We start from the raw sequence: 16,345 nt of genomic DNA, 5'->3' as shown, positions 1-16,345 counted from the left end.
CGGCGGCGGGCGGGGGGGGGGGGGGGGGGGGGGCGCCCCCGGGGGGGGGGCGGGGGGGGGGGGGGGGGGGGGGGGGGCGGGGGGGGGGGGGGGGGGGGGGGGGGGGGGGGGCGCGCGGGCGAGTTCCGGCCCGCGCGCCTGCGCCTGTGCCCTGGCCGGTGGTGCGACCGCCGGGCCGGGGTGGGCAGGGTCAGCCGACGGCCTCGGCGGGCACGTTCTCCTCCTCGACGGCCGTGGTCCGTACTCCTGCCGTGGCGAATTCCTCCAGGAACGTGGGAAAGGACAGCCGGACGTCTTCGAAGCCGGAGAACCGGTTGGCGGACTGCATGCGCAGGCCGGCCACGAACAGCGACATGAAGATGCGGTGGTCGCCCCAGCTGGAGAGGGTCACTGCGCCGGGGTAGGTCCGTGCGCCGCGGACCTCGAAGCCGTCGCAGACGCCGTCGTCGTACAGGACCTCGATGTCCACGCCCGCGCGGCCGAGTTCGGCGGCCATGGCCTCGATGCGTGAGGCCTTGTGGAAGCGGGTGAGGCGTCCGCCGGTCACCCGCAGGCTGCCTTGCACGTACGCTCCCAGGGCGGCGAGCGTGGGCACGATGTTGGGGCAGTCCCGCGTGTCCACCTCGAAGTCGCCGCACAGGCTGCCCTGCGGGTTGTCGACGGTCAGCGAGGAGGTGTCCCGGTCGAAGGTGACGCTCACCCCGAGCTGTTGGAGGATCGGCACGATCGCGAACTCGCCCTGCATGCTGTCGCCGTACACGTTGTTCAGGACCGTGCGGCCCGGGAAGAGCGCGGCGGCGGCCAGCAGGTACGAGGCGGAGGTGTAGTCCTCGTGGATGGTGATGTCCTGGGCCTGGTAGGAGGAGGGCTCCACCTGGTAGTGGCGCAGGTCCTCCGACGCGGAGACCTTGATGCCCGCGTCGGTCAGGCTCGCCAGGGTCTGGCGGATGTAGGACTGGGAGTAGACCTCGCCGGTGACCTCGATCTCCACCGGGCCGTCGGCCAGCGGTGCGGCGAACAGGACGGCGGTGATGAACTGCGAGCTGATGTCGCCCGGGAGCCGGCAGGTGCCGCCCTTGAGGCTGCGTCCCCAGTTGACGACGGGGGCCTTGTTCTCGCTGACGATCGACTCGATGTCCGCGCCGAGTTCGCGCAGTGCCTGCAGCAGGGGCTCCATGACCCGGTTGCGCAGGGTGGCGTCGCCGGTCACCACGACGGGTGAGGGCTGTACGGAGGCCAGCGCCGTCGCGATGCGGAAGACCAGGCCCGAGCCGCGGGACTGGATGACGCGCCCGAGGTCGGGGAATGATCCTCCGATGCCCTGGATCTCCAGGTATCCGTCGTGCTCGGTTATCTTGGCGCCGAAGGCGCGGCAGGCGTTCTTCATGGTCTCCGTCTCGTCGCAACGGAGGTCGTTGAATACCCGTGACGTGCCCTCGGCCAGTGTGCCGGTCAGAATGGCCCGTTGCGTCTCCGGTTTCGAAGAAGGGACGCGGAACGTTCCGGAAAAGGAATCGATCGGATCGACATTCAGCAGCATCCTCGTATCTCCCGTTTCCCATCATTCGCCGTCTGATACCTGTGCAAGCGATGTCGCTTTGACGTCCGGGCCAGTGGTGTCCGCAAAGCGAGAACGTGTCGTCTCACCGTTTCGGCGTTTCCATGCCGGTTGTAGGGCGGCAGTTCTCGGACAGCTTCCTGGCGCGCACGGCAGCCCTCCTGCGGCGGTGGGGGCACGATAAGAATTCTGTGTCCCGTGCGGCGGGCGGGCAATAGGCCCATCTGCCCATGGAATGTGCGGTGTTCGGTGGTCCGGGCCTTCTTTGCCGGCGGGGTGTCCGGCTCTCGTTCAGGCCAGGAGCCGAAAGGACCTGTCGTAATAGACCATGGGGGTTGCGGTGTCCTGGCCCAGGCGCGCGCCCGATACCCGGCCGATCAGGATCGTGTGGTCCCCGGCCGGGTGGCGGGCGTGTGTGCGGCAGTCCAGCTCGGCGAGCGCGCCCGCTGCGGCCGGCAGTCCGGCGGGGGTGAGGGACAGGCCCTGCGATGCGAACTTGTCGGCGCCTTTGGTCGCGAACTGTTCTGCCAGCGGCCTGTGTTCGGGGCCCAGCACGCTCACCGCGAAGTTTTCGCAGGAGGTGAACGCCGCGTGGGAGTCGGCCGAGTTCGCCAGGCACACCAGGATCAGCGGGGGGTGCATCGACACCGAACAGAACGAACTGGCGGTGAAGCCGCGCGGCACCCCGTCGTCGCCCAGGGTCGTCACCACCACGACCCCGGCCGCGAACCGGGCCATCGCCGCCCGGAAGTCCTCGGAGCTCACCCGCCGTATCGTCTGCGTCGCCTCCGTCACGGCAGCACCACCACCTGTCCCGCGCAATCGAGTCCGGTTTCGAGTCCCAGCTGCAGAGCCGTGCCCCCTTTTGCCGCGCGCGGCGCCGGCGATATCCGCGAAGCGGGAACATGGCGTCCCGCTATCGGGTGCTTCCGTGCCGGGCGGCAGGACGGCAGTTCAAAAAATTTTGGGCTTCCTGCGCGCACGGCAGTCCTCCTGCGGCGGCGGGGGGCACGACAGGAATTGTGTGTCCCGTGCGGCGGGCGGGCAATAGGCCCATCTGCCCATGGAATGTGCGGTGTGCGGCGGTCCGGGCCCTGTGTGCCGTCGTGGCCGGCCGGGTGGAGGCACGGATCACCGCGCCCGCGCACTGCCGCCCGCCGCGGTCCCGGACGTGCGGGCGGAGCACGGCCGGGAAAGCCGGCCGAACGGGACTCGGCCGTCCGGCGCCGGGGGCGCTGGGACTTAGGTCCTATTCTGGCCGGGGCCCTCCCGTGCGAGGCTGAGGCAGCGCGATCGGCGCGTTGGGGGCCGTTCCCGGGATTCAGGTCCGGGTTTCATTCTCCGGTTCCGAAAAGCCCGCCGCCGCCGTCAACCGGCCGCCCCGGCCGGGCACGTCCGTGCATTGAGTGAACCGTGAGGACGACAGCCATGTCCGGCGCCATTCTGTTTTTGAACCGCTGGCCCCTGTACGCCGACGAGCGACGCTGGGAGAACCGCCTCGCCGCTCCCGAGATCCTCTTTCGCCCGCAGAGCGACCGCGTCACCTATATCTGCGACGAGGGCGGCCTGAGCGCAGTGCCCGCCGACGCCGAAGGGGTCCACGTCGTTGCGGACTTCGACGACCTGGACGGTGTCCTGGGTGTTGTGGACGCCGTCGTCCGCGACGAGGGCCCGTTCGACCATGTCATCGGCTTCTCCGAGTCTCTCCTGGACCTCGCGGCGACCCTGCGCGAGCGGTACGGCATCGCGGGCTCGAGGCCCGAGGAGACGTCCCGGTTCCGCGACAAGACCGTCATGAAGGAGACGCTGTCGCGGGCCGGCCTGCGGGTGCCGCGCTGGGCGTCCTGCCGCAGCCGGGAGCAGGTCCTGGCGGCTGCCGAGGAGTTCGGCTACCCCGTGATCGTCAAGCCGGTGCGGGGGGCGGGCAGCCAGGGTGTGCGCAAGGTCGCCTCGGCCGGGGAGCTGCGGGCCCTGTGCGCGGCGGGGAGCCTGCACGGCCTGGAGATCGAGGAGTTCGTGGCGGGCGAGATCCTGCACGTCGACGGTGTCCTGGACGCCGCGGGCAAACCGCTGTTCCTGTGTACGTCGCGCTACGTCTCCACCTGCCTGGACTTCGAGCTGCTGGGTGAACCGCTCGGCTCGGTCTTCCAGACGGATCCCGCGGTGCGCGAGCGCTGCGAGGATTTCGCCGTGCGCTGCCTGGCCGCGCTCGGCCTGCACAGCTCCGCCTTCCACCTCGAACTCTTCGACACGGGCGAGGAGCTGGTGTTCCTGGAGGTCGGCGCCCGGGTGCCGGGGGCCGACGTGCCGTACGTCATCCACGACGTCCACGGCGTGAATCTGTTCCGGCTGTGGGTCGACGTGCTGCTCGGCCGCCCGGTGGACCTGCCCGCCCCCGTCCTGGAGCAGAGCGGCGGCTGGCTGATCATCCCCGGTCCCCGGCCGCTGCCCCGCAAGATCACCGCCACCACTTCGCTGCTGGGTGAAGTTCCTTGCGTGTACCGGGAGCTGGTGCCGGGGGCGGGCGAGGTTCTCATCGCCCGGCCCGGCTCCTACGCCACGCTCCACGGCGGCCGCTTCCTTTTCCGGGGCGGCACCCAGGAGCAGATCGAGGAGGCGGTGCGCCGGGCGCTCGCGCGGTTCTGCCTGACGACCGAGCCCGTCCCCTAGGGCGCCCGGACCATCTCGTGCCATCCGCAACCGAACCCGTCGAGTCCGTGGAGGAAGACATGGCTCAGTTGAACCATGCGGAGCTGATCGACAAGAAATTCGTGCTGTTCGCCGAGGGGTGCTTCGGGCTCTTCTCGAGCAAGATCGGCGCCTCGCTGCTGCGTTACCGCGGGGACCGGTGCGTCGCCGTGATCGACAGCCGCAAGGCCGGCCAGACCGTCCAGGACGTGCTCGGTTACGGCGGGCCGATCCCGATCGTCAGCCGCGTCGAGCACGCTCTGCACCTGAACCCCGAGGTCATGATCGTCGGTAAGGGGCTGCACTCCGCCGAGCTGCCCTCCGGCTGGAAGCCGCATTTCCTCGCGGCCGTCCAGAGCGGCCTGCACATCATCAACTCGATCCACTACCGTCTCGCGGACGACCCGGACATCGCCCGCGCCGTCCGGGACAAGGGCATCACCGTCTGGGAGACCAAGGACGCCCCCAAGGCGCCGCTCAACAAGGCCCGTGTCCTGGACCTGGACACCTGGATCATCCACACGTGCGGCAGCGACTGCAACATCGGCAAGAAGACCACCGGCCTGGAGATCTGGAACGAGGCCAACCGCCGCGGCATCCCCACCGGTTTCGCGGCCACCGGCCAGAGCGGCATTCTGATCTCCGGCCATGGTGTCGCGGTCGACGCGGTGCCCGGCGACTTCATGGGCGGCGCGGTCGAACAGGTCGTCATGGAGGCCGCCGCCGGCAACGAATGGGTCGTGGTCGAGGGCCAGGCCGGCCTCAACCACATCCAGGGCAGCGGTGTCGCCCTCACCATCCTGCACAGTTCCCTGCCGCACGCCCTGGTCTTCTGCCACCGCCTGGGCGCCGAGCGCACCAAGGTCTGGGAGACGCCCATCCCCCCGATCTCCGAGATCATCCGCATGAACGAGGAGCTCAGCGGCGTACTGCGGCCCGCCAAGGTCACGGCCATCAGCGTCAACAGCGTCGGCTTCACGGACGAGGACTACCGCCGCGAGGCGGAGAAGCTCCAGGCCGATACCGGACTGCCCGTCGTCGACCCGATCCGTGAGGGCGGTGCCGGCCGGCTCGTGGACATCCTGCGCGCCCACCAGCGCGAGACGGCGGACCGGCTGCCGGCCCGCCAGGGCTGAGCGCGGACCCGCAACTGCGAGGAGATGCACCGATGAAGAGAGCGATCCTGCTCCTCATGCACCAGGGCAAGTCGTACACCGAGGAGGTCGCCGCGGCCGCCGCCGGCCTCGGCCTGGCCCTGGTCGCCGTGAGCTCCCGGCCGGAGAGGCCCGAGGTCCTGGAGGCGACCCGCCGCCACCTGGCGGACTGCGTGGTCACCGAGGAACCCGAACTGCACCCCGGCGACGTCGACAAGGCCGTCCGCGAACTCGCCGACCGGGGCTACCGGGTCGAGGCCGCCCTCGCCACCTTCGAGGGCTACCGGCTTTTGATGGCCGAACTCAACGAGCGGCTCGGCGCACGCGACTCCGCCGCGCCCGCACTGCGCCTGTGCCTCGACAAGTACGAACTGCGCCGCCACCTGTTCGCCGAGGGGCTGAGCGAGGTCCGGGTCCACCGGCTCACCCCCGGCACGACCCCCGAACTCGACCCCCGCGCCCGCTGGTTCGTCAAACCGGTGCGCGGTGCCGCGTCCTTCGCGGCCTTCATCCTGCAGAGCGTCGACGACCTGGCCGACCTGCCCGCGATCCAGGAGCAGATGCGCGCCGACCGGCAGATGCGGGCGATCTTCATGGACCGCTACGACTTCCTGGCCGAGGAATACGTCGAGGGCCCGGAGTTCAGCTTCGAGACGTTCGTCCTCGACGGGCAGGTCCACCACCTGTGCGTCCACGAGAAGGCCCGCGTGGAACGCCTGGAGCGGACCACCCTGGAGGGGATGTCGGTCAGCCCGCCCGCCTCCCTGGGACCCGAACTCGTCCTGGAGGGAGCCGACTTCGTCACCCGCTGCCTGGCCGCGCTGGCCGGGCACGGGCTGAGTGCCGGCGCCTTCCACATCGAGGTCAAGTACTGGGAGTCGAAGAAGCGCTGGGAGATCATCGAGATCAACCCCCGGATGGGCGGCAGTCTCATCGACGCCAGCGTCCGCACCGTCACCGGGCTGTCCTTCTTCGACCTGTGGCCCGAAGGCCTGCTGCTGGCCGACGGCGAACGGGACGCCTTCCACGACCGGCTCACCCGCGCCTCCCAGCTGGAGGCCCTGCGCACCGGCGCGCCCACCCGGGCGACCGTGTTCCTCAGCAAGTACGGAGAAAAGGGGCGCACCGTCGACGCGATCCGCTTCGACCCGCCCACCCGGGCGCCCCGGATCCTGCGCGTGCATGTGGCGCAGGGAACCGAACTGGAGGTGTCCGACCGGGCGATCTGCCTGATGGACGCCCTGTGGGACGTGGCGGCCGACGACCTCGAGGCCGAGACCGCCTTCCTCGACCGGCACGCGACCGAGCATTTCCACGTCCGCTACCGCTGACCCCGACGCCCCCCGCGAACCCTCTGGCGAATACGAAGGAGAACGCGATGAACCGCGTACAGAACACCGGGATCACCCATCCCAAGCCGTTCTACAACGAGGAGCAGAGCCGTCTGAAGAAGGCCGAGCTCGACCGCTACATGGACAAGAAGATGGAGGAGTGGAAGGACACCGTCCCCTTCGCGTCCCACCTGAGCGAGCCCGAGCTCCACCAGGCGTACTACCGGCGCACCCTCATCGAGCACGTGTGGCGGATCCGCCTGTCCCGGGTCAGCCAGACCAAGGCCATCTACAAGATCGCCCAGGTCTCGCCCAGGGCCGCCCGCGACTACGCCCAGTACCAGGCCGACGAGATGCTCCACGACAGGCTGTACATCGGTGACGCCGCGGCCGCCGGCGTCACCGAGGAGGAGATCCTCGCCACCGAGCCCTACCTCTCCACCCGCCTTTTCGAGGGCTTCTTCTACTACGCCCTGGAACACGAGTCGGTCCTCGTCCCGGTCGTCTCCAACTACCTGGTGGAGTACACCCAGATGAAGCTCCAGCCGGCCATCGTGGAAAACCTCCGGGAGCGGCTCGGCAAGGAGAGCATCAAGGGGCAGGCCGCCCACCTGCACGTCGACACCACCGAAGACCACTCCCAGGAGATGTGGGACATCCTCCACCAGCTGATCTTCAGCGAGGAGGACTTCCAGAAGGTGTTCACCTACATCGACGACGTCCAGGAGATCCTCGCGATGTTCTTCCGGGAGATCTACCAGGACACCGTCGCCAAGCACGCGCAGACCGCCGTGTGACTCCGGTGTCCCGGGGCCCCGCGCGACGACAGGACCGGCGCGCGGGGCCCGGCCGCGATGCCGGCCGGTGGCGCCCGGTGAGCCCTCGCGGGTCCGGCGGGCAGCCGCCGGGCGGCCCCCTGCGGACCGCACCCCCGCCACCCCAGCCGCCCCCGCCACCCCCGCCAGAGAGGAACCCCGCGCATGTCCATGCCCGACACGGACACGCTCGTCAAGGAGTACCGCGAGAACGGCTTCGCGGTCGCCGAGCGTCTCTTCGGTCCGAGTGAAGTCGCCGAGCTCAACACCGCCATCACCCAGATCCTGGACGTCCCCGACATCGGCTCCGTCGCCGAAGTGGAGCCGGGCGACAACGGCCTGGCCCGCCGGATCTGGTCACCCACCAAAGCGCACTCCGCGTTCGAGCGGGCCGCCGCCCACCCCCGGCTGCTCGACCATGTCGAGGCACTCATCGGCCCCGACATCCTGTTCCACTACAGCAAGCTCCACCTCAAGGCCCCGCACGTGGGCAGTGTCGTGGACTGGCACCAGGACTTCGCCTACTACCCCCACACCAACACCGCCCTGGTGACGGCCCTCGTCTACCTCGACGACACCACCACCGAGAACTCCGCCCTCCAGGCCGTCCCCGGCTCCCACCGGCACGGCCTGGCCGACCACTACCTCGACGGCCACTTCCGCGGCAAGGTGGCCGCTGCCGACGCCCCCGACCCGGCGCTCGCCGTGCCCATCGAGGCACCCGCCGGCAGCGTGGTCTTCATCCACCCCCTGCTGCTGCACTACTCCTCCCCCAACCGCTCCGACCGCTACCGCCGCGCCTTCCTGCCCGCCTACCGGGCGGCCGACGCCTACCCGATCCACTTCGGCCCGCACGCCGGCCACAACGAGCCCGGGGTGAAACTGCTGCGCGGCAGCGTGTCGGACACGGCACGGGTGGAAGCCGGGGCGTGGCGGCTGCCGCTCGCCGAGCGCCCCTTCGGCTCGCTCTTCCAGCTCCAGGAGGGCGCGGGCAAGACCACGGCGGCCACCGGGTACGCCACGCTGGAGGAGGCGAAGTGAGCGCCCCGTGAACACGCCGAACGTGACGGTCGTCCGCGCCTGCCTGCGAGGCGGCGCGGGCGGCAGTCCCACGGCCGTCGTCCTGGAGGACGACGCCGAGGGCCCGCCGCCGGGTGACGACGAGCGGCGCCGCATCCCCCTCGCCCGGGGCACCTCGCACGCCGTGTACGTACGTCACGCCGGCGACGCGACCGAGCTGCGCTTCTTCACCGCGGCAGGGGAACTGCCCGCCTGCGGTCACGGCACGGTCGCCGCCCTCGCCCTCCTGGCGGCCCGGCACGGCGGCGGGTCCTACCGGGCCGTCCTGCGTGCCGGGGGGCGCGTCTTCACCGGGCGGGCCGAGCGGGCCGGCGAGCTGTTCACCGCCGCCTTCGACCCCGGGCCCGTCAACCTGCGCGAACCCACCGCGCAGGAACGCGCCCTCGTCCTTGCGGCCCTGGGTCTGGGCCCGGCCGAGGCCGGGCCGGACGTGCGGGTCGCCGGCGTGGGCCGCGAACGCGTTCTGGTGCCGGTCCCCACCCGGGCCGCGCTCGCCGCGCTGCGCCCGGACCTCGACCGCCTCAAGGCGGCCTGCGACCGGTTCGGCCTGCTCGGCGCGTATGTCCACTCCCCGCCTTCGCCCCAGGGCGCGCTCGCGGCCCGGATGTTCGCCCCTTCGATCGGTGTCGCGGAGGACCTCGCCAACGCCAACAGCACGGCCTGTCTCGCCGCCCACCTGGCCGGCCGGGGCGTCCAGCGGATCGCCGTCGACATGGGCGACGCCCTCGACAGCCCCGCCACCATCACCGCCACCGCCACCGCCACCGCGGGACCGGATCTGCGGATCGAACTCGGCGGCACCGCACGGGTCCTGACGGAACATCCGGCCCGCCGGCTCCCGTGAAGCCGCCGTGAAGCCGCCGTGACGGGCCCTGCCGGACGGCCGGCGGCCGGGCGGCTCCCCGCGCGGCTTTGGCGCCTTCGGCCGTACGCCGTCAGCGATCACGCGCAGTGCCGAGCCCGCGGGCCGGCCCCGCACCGGGAAGGCGCCGGCCGCGGCGACGGTTTCCCGACAGCTCCCCAAACCGGCGGCGGGCGGGGCCCCGGCAGAAGGCCTCGTGCGCCGGACAGCAGGTTCCGGAGGTCCGCGCGGATCCCCTTGCGCAATGGTCAAGAATCGTTGACCATTGCTCGTGTGCCTACCGACGATCTTCCCGAGACGTTTCACGTCACCACGGACGAACAGCTGCGCGCCGTCTCCAGCCTCACGCGTCACCGGATCATGGCCGTGCTCCGCTTCGAGCCCGCGACGATCACACAGATCGCCGAACGGGTGGGCCTCGCCAAGGGGAGTTCCAGCTATCACGTGCGGCTGCTGGAGCGGGCCGGCCTGGTGAAGGTGGTGCGGACGCGGAAGGTGCGGGGCGTCACCGAGCGGTACTACGCCATGGCCGCCGGGTCGATCGCGCTGCCGGACCCGGGCGAGGGAGGGCCCGATGTGCTGATGCGCCATGCGGTGGCGGACCTGGAGGCGTCGCAGGCGGACGGCGAGCGGCACGTGCGGATGGCGCATCTGCGGCTCACCGACGAGCAGTTCGCACAGCTGGGGGCGCGGCTGCAGGCACTGGCGGACGAGTACCGAAAGCTGTCCGATCCGTCGCTGCCGGACTCCTCACTCGTCTTCGCACTCTTCCACCCGGCACAGGGCGAGCAGACCAAGGGGGGCACCAAGTGACTTCAGAGATGCGGAAGTTGCCGACCGGGTTCGGACGGCTGTGGACCGCGCAGACGGTGTCCTCGCTCGGTGACGGGGTGTCGCACGCCGCGCTGCCGCTGATCGCGTTGACGTTGACGCGCGATCCGATGGCGCTCGCCGTCGTCACGGCCGCGGGGACGCTGCCGTGGCTGCTCTTCGGGGTGCTCGGCGGTGCGCTGGTGGACCGCTGGGACCGCCGGCGCACGATGTGGGTCGCGGACACGGCCCGTGCGGTGCTGCTCGCGATACCCGCCGCGGCGGCCGCGCTCGACACGCTGAGCATTCCCCTGCTCGCGGCCGTCGCCTTCCTGCTCGGCATCGGCGGACTCTTCTTCGACACGGCCGCCACCGCCTACCTGCCGGATCTGCTCAGCCGCGACCCCGCACTCCTGGAGCGCGCCAACTCCCGCTTGCGTGGCGCCCAGACCGCCATGTCTGGCTTCGCGGGGCCGCCGGCGGGCAGTGCGCTGCTCGCGCTCGGACGGGCGGTTCCGCTGCTCACCGACGCGGTGTCCTTCCTGCTCTCCGCCCTGCTCGTCCGCACGCTGCCCGCCATGCCCCGGCCCGTTCCGGAGGTCCGCGAGTCGCTGCTTCGCCAGGCGCGTGCCGGGGCCTCGTACGTCTTCCGGGACCGGGTGCTGCTCGGGCTCGCGCTCCGCCCGGCGGTCGGGAACATCTCCTTCCTCGCCGTGGAGACCGTCCTCGCCCTCTTCGCGCACGAACGCCTGGGCATCGACACCTACGGCTTCGGTCTGCTCCTCACGGCGGAGGCCACCGGCGGTCTTCTCGGCGCGGGCATCGCCTCCTTCCTCGGCCGACGACTGGGCACCGGCACCGCGCTGACCTGCACGGCCGCCGTCGAAGGGCTGGCCATCCTGGGCCTGGCCGCTGCCCCGAACCCGTACGTGGCCGGCCTCGCGCTCGCCGTCTGCGGAGCCGGCATGGGCGCCACGATGGTGCTCGCGCCCTCCCTCCGGCAGGCGATCGTCCCCGCCCACCTCATGGGCCGGGTCGCCTCCACCTCCCGCATGCTGGCCATGTGCGCCGCCCCCGTCGGCGCCTTCCTCGGCGGCTGGCTGGCCACCACCTACGACATCCGCACCCCGCTCTACGCCGCCGCCGGCCTCCTCCTGGCGATGACGGCCGTCACGGCATCCATGACCAGCAACCGCCGGGTCGAAGCGGCGCTGCGTGCCGCCGCCCCGGCTGGCGCCCCGGAGCACCCGGCATCCAGGGATCCCGCCCAGGAGAGTGCACCCGGCCGGGCGTGACGCCCTGCCGCGAACACGCCACAACAGGTCCGGGGGGCAAGCCCCCCGCGGGCGCGACGAGCAGCCGGGCCGGCCGGGCGTGCCAGCCGGGCGTGCCGGCCCTCGGTCCCCGCCGTCCCTGGAGGCGTCCGGGGCCCGGAAGGGGCGCAGGCCCTGCCCGGGGGTCTGCGGGCCTTGACGCTGGACAGGCAGCGGCCCGGGAAGCCGATGTGCCGGTCCTTGAGCGGGCGCAGGCGGACGGCGTCTCGTCCTTGACGTCGCGGCCCCCGGCACGGAGCCGGGCGGCGGCGGCGTCCGGGCAGCGGCGGCGTCAAGGCAGCCGGCGTTCCACGCAAAGCAGTCGTGAAGAAGTCCGGGTGGACGGGTTCCGTCGGGCCTGTCGCGCACGTCGTCCGCTCGCGCTTCGCGGTCCTGCCGGCGGAACGCGCAGGTCCGGACGGGTCGAGGGGCAGTTCGAAGGGCCCGCAACAGCCGGCCGCGAGGGCCGCGACCGGAGCGCCGCAGGGGCAGGCCCGGCCGAGTCCCCCGTCGCCTGCCGGTCCGCGGCACCCGCTGCTGTTCTCCCCGCCGGGCCGTGACTGAAGGCCGGCGGCGTCATCAGGGCGCACCGGCGCTGTGTCCCGGCTGCCGGCCGGGATGACGAAGCCTTCTTCAGGGCGGACCGCAGGTCCGCGCGGCGGAGCCGGCTTCGGGCCCTGTTGACCGTCCCGCACGGCGCGGGCAGGTCCCCGGGGCCCGGGACCGATCGCGCGGCGGCCCCGCAAAACGGCGGTGGAAGGCGCCCGGCGTGTCCGCTCGTCCCGGTCGCGCTCGCCGTCCGAGACCTCGGGGCGAGGAGGCTGTCCGGCAAGGACCGGCGCGGGCCGCCGCTCTGTTCTGGCCGGACCTCACCCCGTACGGCACCCCGGCCGGAGATGGACGAGCGGCTCGGCCCGGCGCTCTTGGCCGTTCCCCGCCCCCGGCAGACCGCGCAGGACGTGGCACAGCGGCGCGATCAACCCGATGAAGGCCGACGTCATGCACTACGGGCCCGAAAGTCCCCGCCCGTCCGGCCGGCCGGCAGTTCGCCGCAGTCGTGGGTGTAGAGCCAGGCCGTGGCCTTCTCGTAGAAGAGGCGGACCGCCACCGGCATCACCAGGTCGCGCATCCGCCGCGCGAGCGGGCCGGCCGTCTTGGCGTCGCGGTTGTCCGAGGCCGCCTTGACCATCTTGGCGATGCGGGCCGAGCGGGCAGCTTCGTACGCCGACAGGGCGGCCGCCACCGAGGGTTTCGCGGCCAGCGACTGCGCCAGGACCAGGGCGTCTTCCAAGGCCATCGACGCGCCCTGACCCGCGCCGACGGGGTGGCCGGCGTCGCCGAGCAGCGCGATGCGGCCGCCCTGGCGGACCGGGACGGCGTCGAGCCTGTGCATCAGGGTGGGGCGGTGCAGTTCGTCGGTGGCCCCGAGTATCGCGGACGGCACCTGTTCGTGCCGGTAGAGCCCGGCGAGGCGGCGCAGCCATTGCCCGTCGGTGAGGCCGAGTTCCGGCGGTGCGGGGCAGGAGACCTGGGCCGACCACCAGACCTTGCCGCCGGGGGCGGCGAGGTGGATGAAGGCGCCGTTGCGGGCGAAGGTCATGTTGAAGATGCCGGGTTCGGTCTCGATGCCGTCGGCGATGCCCGAGATGCTGTAGAGGCCGGCGTACTCGGGGGTGGGCGCGTTCGGGTCGAGCAGCGGCCGGGTGGCCGACCAGATGCCGTCCGCGCCGAGGAGCAGCGACGCCTGCGCCGTATGGCCGCTCGCGAAGACCGCCCGTACGCCCTCCTTGGTGGTGACCGCATCCACCAGGCGCTCGCCGGTGACGATGACCGCACCGGCCGCCAGCGCCTTCGCGCGCAGCGTCTGGACCAGCGCGCCGCGCATCAGGGTCACGCTGTGCAGCGTGTCGCCGCGCAGCCGGCCCCGCGGGACATCCCCCAGCAGCCTGCCCGAGCTCGACCACATGCGCTGGCCCGGCACATCGATCCCGGCCTCCTGCACCTGCTCCAGCACCTCCAGGGAGCGCAGCACCCGCAGACCGTTCGATGCCAGGCTCAGGAACGAACCCACCTGGCCTGCCGGTTCGGTGTATGCCTCGTAGAGCGTGACCTGCGCCCCGATCTGCCGCAGCGCTATCGCACTCGCCGCTCCGGCCACTCCGCCGCCGATGACCATGACGTTCACGCATCCTCCATGAATCAGCATTCAGTGAATATGAATTCATCGAACCGGGGTTCACTATGATGTCGTGCACGGCCAACCGTCAAGTCCGAAACGGAGCTCCCACCCGATGGGCGTACGCAAGGAGAAGGCTGCCGAGACCGAGGCGGCACTGAAGGACGCGGCACGGCGGCTGTTCGCCGAGCGCGGCTATCTCGACACGAAGATCACCGACATCACCCGCGAGGCCGGACGGGCCACCGGCTCCTTCTACGCCCACTTCGCGGACAAGAACGCCCTGCTCCAGGCCCTGCTGCGGGACCTGGACGCGCAGGCCGACGCGGAGATCGGCGCGGACGGCCACCCGGCCGACCACGACCTGACCGATCCCGGGCAGCTTCGCGAGCATCTGGCCGTCGCCTGGCGGGTGATCCGCGACCACCTGCCGGTGGTCGTGGCCCTGGTGCAGACGGCCTTCGCCGGCCCGCCCGGCGAGGGCCGCGCATGGGCGAACCTGGCCGAGGAGACGAGCACCCTGCGCGAGCACCTGGACCGGCTGCGCCGGCAGGGCCACCGGCTCCCGGGCGAGCCCGCGCTGGTCGCCGCGGCCATGGGGGCGATGGTCTCGACCCTCGGGTTCGCGGTCATCACCGCCGGGGAAGACGGCCCGCAGGCCACCGACGAGGAGATCGTCGACACCCTCACCGCCCTGCTGCTGCACGGCCTGGCGGGACCCGCGCCGGGCACGGGCTGATCAGCCGGCAGGGGATCCCGGACACCCGCGAAGGACGAGAGGGCCGGGAAGCGGGCGCCCTGCCGGCCGGACCACCGCCGTCACCGGCGACACCCGGCACCCGGCACCCGACACCCGGCACCCGGCACCCGATGCGGGCACTCCCGGAGCGGCTCACAAGTGCCGGGAGACGTCCGCTTCCCGGCGCCGGCGTCCGTCCGGCGCGCCCCTGGGGGCGCGGCCGTTCCGGCCGATCACGTCCGCCGCCACGGGCCGGGCGCCGCGACGCCGACGGGCGACGCCCGGCTCACGCGGCGGCGTAGCCGGCGAGCGAGGGTTCCAGCAGGCCGAAGGCGCCGTCCGCCTCCGCGATGACAGTGGCGCTGATCCGGGCGTCGTCCTGGCCGGCGAGGGTGAGTTCCTGGATGCGCCGGAACAGGGTGCGGTGCACCGCGCCGAGCAGGGCGGCGGCGGTGCGGGCGGTGATGTCGCCGCGGGGTGCGCCGGCGGCGTCGGCCAGGGCGTCCGCCAGGGCGGCCTCCCGCAGGTCGTGCAGGTCGCGCAGCCGGGCAACGAGGGTGTGACTGCCGGCGACCATCCGGGCGAAGCCGGGACCGCAGAACCCGGCGACCGGGTCGGCATCCGCGGCCGCGCCGGCGAAGGCGCGGCGCAGGGCCGACAGGGCCGACGCGCCTGCGGACAGCTCGACGAGGCGGTGGAGGGGGCCCGGGCGCACCCCGAGGGCGGGAGTCCGTACGCGGTGGAGAGCCTGGCTGGTCTGTCGGCCGGCGCCGGACGCCCGCGGGAGGCTGCCGCCCTCCTGGACGCGGACCGCCTGGACCACCGGCGGACTCTCGGCTCGCTGCCGGTGGAGCCGGGCCGGGTCGAGGAGGCCGTGGCGCTGCTGCGGACGCCGCGCCCCGCCGTAGCGCTGCCGGAGCCGACGGGCTACGGCGGCTGTCCAGCCTTCCAGGAGCTGTCCGGCCGGTCATTGGCCGGTGCGCACGGCCGGCAGTAGTTGTCTGCGCGGTCCGATGTCTGCGCGGTCCCATAACCTGCGCCCATGACCACGGAGAAGTACCTCTCGACGATTGACGCGTTGGCCGTGCAGCCGTTCCCGGGGGCGGCCTGTGCCGACGCCTCCGGGGACGGTGGACCAGAGCATCATGTGCGCGAACTGCAGGTCAGCCGGGACTTCTGGGATGACGACGACGGGCAGGCCTGGGCTGAGGCCGAAGCCGGACTGCGGGCCTGCCTCGACGACCTGGCGGCACACCTGACGACTCGGTGGGGCAATGCGTTCGTCGTGGACCTCGGACCGTATCTCAGTGCCGGCTGCGAGGGCGAGCCCGTGCCCGAGCCGCTCGACCACCTCAGCCAACAGGCCGTGAGCATGCGCGTGTGGCCGCTCCCCGACAGCGGCCGTTGGCTCGCGCTGGCGATCGGCCAGGCCGACAAGGAGCTGCCACTCATACTGTTCGCCGCCGTCGGCCGCGCTTGCGCACTCGGCTTGAACACGAGTGGCCGGTCATGGGCGGAGCCGCACGATGACAGCTGCAGCTGAGACAGTGCCGAGGAACACGTAGCCGCGCCTGTCATGCCGCGTAGCCACCGCACGGAAGTCACCGGCGCGAACCGGGTGCGGCCGGCCCCAGGCGGTCGCTTTCGCGTCGTGCCGGGCAAGTCCGTGGTGTCCGGTGCCGAGCGCGGCAGGGCGGAGGACTCCACGGGGCGTGGCCGCGAACCCCGGCAAGGCAGCCAGAGGCGGTACCGAGTGCCGCTATGGGTGACTGCGGCCGGCGGTGGCGCACCAGCCGGTTCGGGCCGCAGCGAGTGTGCC

At 72.2% G+C, this 16,345-nt stretch carries 15 protein-coding genes; 11 read left to right on the top strand and 4 right to left on the bottom strand.

Going from position 1 to position 16,345, the window contains the following annotated elements; all coding sequences use genetic code 11:
• Window positions 1–190 precede the first annotated feature (190 nt).
• Window positions 191–1,540, bottom strand: a complete 1,350-nt coding sequence (gene aroA / locus ACFYW8_RS34470) for a 3-phosphoshikimate 1-carboxyvinyltransferase (RefSeq protein WP_389087194.1) — start codon at window positions 1,538–1,540, stop codon at window positions 191–193.
• A gap of 309 nt (window positions 1,541–1,849) precedes the next feature.
• Window positions 1,850–2,323 carry a flavin reductase family protein gene (locus tag ACFYW8_RS34465; protein ID WP_389087189.1) on the bottom strand — a complete coding sequence of 158 codons (474 nt, stop codon included), beginning with the start codon at window positions 2,321–2,323 and terminating at the stop codon, window positions 1,850–1,852.
• Between the two features lie 663 nt (window positions 2,324–2,986).
• Between ACFYW8_RS34465 and ACFYW8_RS34460 the strand changes: the two genes are divergently transcribed.
• From ACFYW8_RS34460 to ACFYW8_RS34425, 8 genes are all read left to right on the top strand, one after another.
• The gene (locus ACFYW8_RS34460) at window positions 2,987–4,228 is read left to right on the top strand and encodes an acetyl-CoA carboxylase biotin carboxylase subunit family protein (protein WP_389087183.1); all 1,242 of its coding nucleotides are present in this window, start codon (window positions 2,987–2,989) and stop codon (window positions 4,226–4,228) included.
• A 59-nt stretch (window positions 4,229–4,287) separates the two neighbouring features.
• The gene (locus ACFYW8_RS34455; protein ID WP_389087179.1) at window positions 4,288–5,382 is read left to right on the top strand and encodes a DUF1611 domain-containing protein; all 1,095 of its coding nucleotides are present in this window, start codon (window positions 4,288–4,290) and stop codon (window positions 5,380–5,382) included.
• A 32-nt stretch (window positions 5,383–5,414) separates the two neighbouring features.
• Window positions 5,415–6,731, top strand: coding sequence for an acetyl-CoA carboxylase biotin carboxylase subunit family protein (locus tag ACFYW8_RS34450; protein ID WP_389087174.1), 1,317 nt, complete (start codon window positions 5,415–5,417; stop codon window positions 6,729–6,731).
• 47 nt (window positions 6,732–6,778) lie between these two features.
• Window positions 6,779–7,528, top strand: coding sequence for an iron-containing redox enzyme family protein (locus tag ACFYW8_RS34445; protein ID WP_365880183.1), 750 nt, complete (start codon window positions 6,779–6,781; stop codon window positions 7,526–7,528).
• 183 nt (window positions 7,529–7,711) lie between these two features.
• On the top strand, window positions 7,712–8,587 hold the full coding sequence (locus tag ACFYW8_RS34440; RefSeq protein WP_389087167.1) for a phytanoyl-CoA dioxygenase family protein: 876 nt from the start codon (window positions 7,712–7,714) through the stop codon (window positions 8,585–8,587).
• 7 nt (window positions 8,588–8,594) lie between these two features.
• The gene (locus ACFYW8_RS34435; protein WP_389087163.1) at window positions 8,595–9,470 is read left to right on the top strand and encodes a PhzF family phenazine biosynthesis protein; all 876 of its coding nucleotides are present in this window, start codon (window positions 8,595–8,597) and stop codon (window positions 9,468–9,470) included.
• A gap of 291 nt (window positions 9,471–9,761) precedes the next feature.
• Window positions 9,762–10,301, top strand: coding sequence for a helix-turn-helix domain-containing protein (locus tag ACFYW8_RS34430; RefSeq protein WP_389087158.1), 540 nt, complete (start codon window positions 9,762–9,764; stop codon window positions 10,299–10,301).
• A complete protein-coding gene (locus ACFYW8_RS34425) occupies window positions 10,298–11,593 on the top strand; it encodes an MFS transporter (protein WP_389087154.1) in 1,296 nt (431 codons plus the stop codon). Before ACFYW8_RS34430 ends, ACFYW8_RS34425 begins: the two co-directional genes overlap by 4 nt.
• A 1,015-nt stretch (window positions 11,594–12,608) precedes the next feature.
• Here ACFYW8_RS34425 and ACFYW8_RS34420 read toward each other — a convergent pair.
• Window positions 12,609–13,787 (bottom strand): FAD-dependent monooxygenase, encoded by a 1,179-nt coding sequence (locus ACFYW8_RS34420; RefSeq protein ID WP_389087377.1) that lies wholly within the window; start codon window positions 13,785–13,787, stop codon window positions 12,609–12,611.
• Window positions 13,788–13,902: 115 nt separating this feature from the next.
• Here ACFYW8_RS34420 and ACFYW8_RS34415 point away from each other — a divergent pair, with 115 nt between their 5' ends.
• Window positions 13,903–14,526, top strand: coding sequence for a TetR/AcrR family transcriptional regulator (locus tag ACFYW8_RS34415; protein ID WP_365880191.1), 624 nt, complete (start codon window positions 13,903–13,905; stop codon window positions 14,524–14,526).
• A 286-nt stretch (window positions 14,527–14,812) separates the two neighbouring features.
• Here ACFYW8_RS34415 and ACFYW8_RS34410 read toward each other — a convergent pair whose 3' ends face one another.
• Window positions 14,813–15,241, bottom strand: a complete 429-nt coding sequence (locus tag ACFYW8_RS34410; RefSeq protein ID WP_389087147.1) for a hypothetical protein — start codon at window positions 15,239–15,241, stop codon at window positions 14,813–14,815.
• Window positions 15,242–15,265: 24 nt separating this feature from the next.
• Between ACFYW8_RS34410 and ACFYW8_RS34405 the strand changes: the two genes are divergently transcribed.
• Window positions 15,266–15,523: a hypothetical protein gene (locus ACFYW8_RS34405; RefSeq protein WP_389087141.1), complete on the top strand. Its 258-nt coding sequence runs from the start codon at window positions 15,266–15,268 to the stop codon at window positions 15,521–15,523.
• Window positions 15,524–15,568: 45 nt separating this feature from the next.
• Window positions 15,569–16,069, top strand: coding sequence for a hypothetical protein (locus ACFYW8_RS34400; RefSeq protein WP_389087136.1), 501 nt, complete (start codon window positions 15,569–15,571; stop codon window positions 16,067–16,069).
• Window positions 16,070–16,345 lie beyond the last annotated feature (276 nt).

It is taken from the genome of Streptomyces sp. NPDC002742 (assembly GCF_042888885.1).
GTDB lineage: Bacteria > Actinomycetota > Actinomycetes > Streptomycetales > Streptomycetaceae > Streptomyces.
This window is presented reverse-complemented; position numbering and strand designations above follow the sequence as displayed.

Excerpts from the sequence above, each read along its gene's own strand:
- aroA (WP_389087194.1), bottom strand. The coding sequence starts at position 1,540 with ATGCTGCTGAATGTCGATCCGATCGATTCCTTTTCCGGAACGTTCCGC.
- ACFYW8_RS34460 (WP_389087183.1), top strand. The coding sequence starts at position 2,987 with ATGTCCGGCGCCATTCTGTTTTTGAACCGCTGGCCCCTGTACGCCGAC.
- ACFYW8_RS34455 (WP_389087179.1), top strand. The coding sequence starts at position 4,288 with ATGGCTCAGTTGAACCATGCGGAGCTGATCGACAAGAAATTCGTGCTG.
- ACFYW8_RS34450 (WP_389087174.1), top strand. The coding sequence starts at position 5,415 with ATGAAGAGAGCGATCCTGCTCCTCATGCACCAGGGCAAGTCGTACACC.
- ACFYW8_RS34445 (WP_365880183.1), top strand. The coding sequence starts at position 6,779 with ATGAACCGCGTACAGAACACCGGGATCACCCATCCCAAGCCGTTCTAC.
- ACFYW8_RS34440 (WP_389087167.1), top strand. The coding sequence starts at position 7,712 with ATGTCCATGCCCGACACGGACACGCTCGTCAAGGAGTACCGCGAGAAC.
- ACFYW8_RS34420 (WP_389087377.1), bottom strand. The coding sequence starts at position 13,787 with ATGGTCATCGGCGGCGGAGTGGCCGGAGCGGCGAGTGCGATAGCGCTG.
- ACFYW8_RS34415 (WP_365880191.1), top strand. The coding sequence starts at position 13,903 with ATGGGCGTACGCAAGGAGAAGGCTGCCGAGACCGAGGCGGCACTGAAG.
- ACFYW8_RS34400 (WP_389087136.1), top strand. The coding sequence starts at position 15,569 with ATGACCACGGAGAAGTACCTCTCGACGATTGACGCGTTGGCCGTGCAG.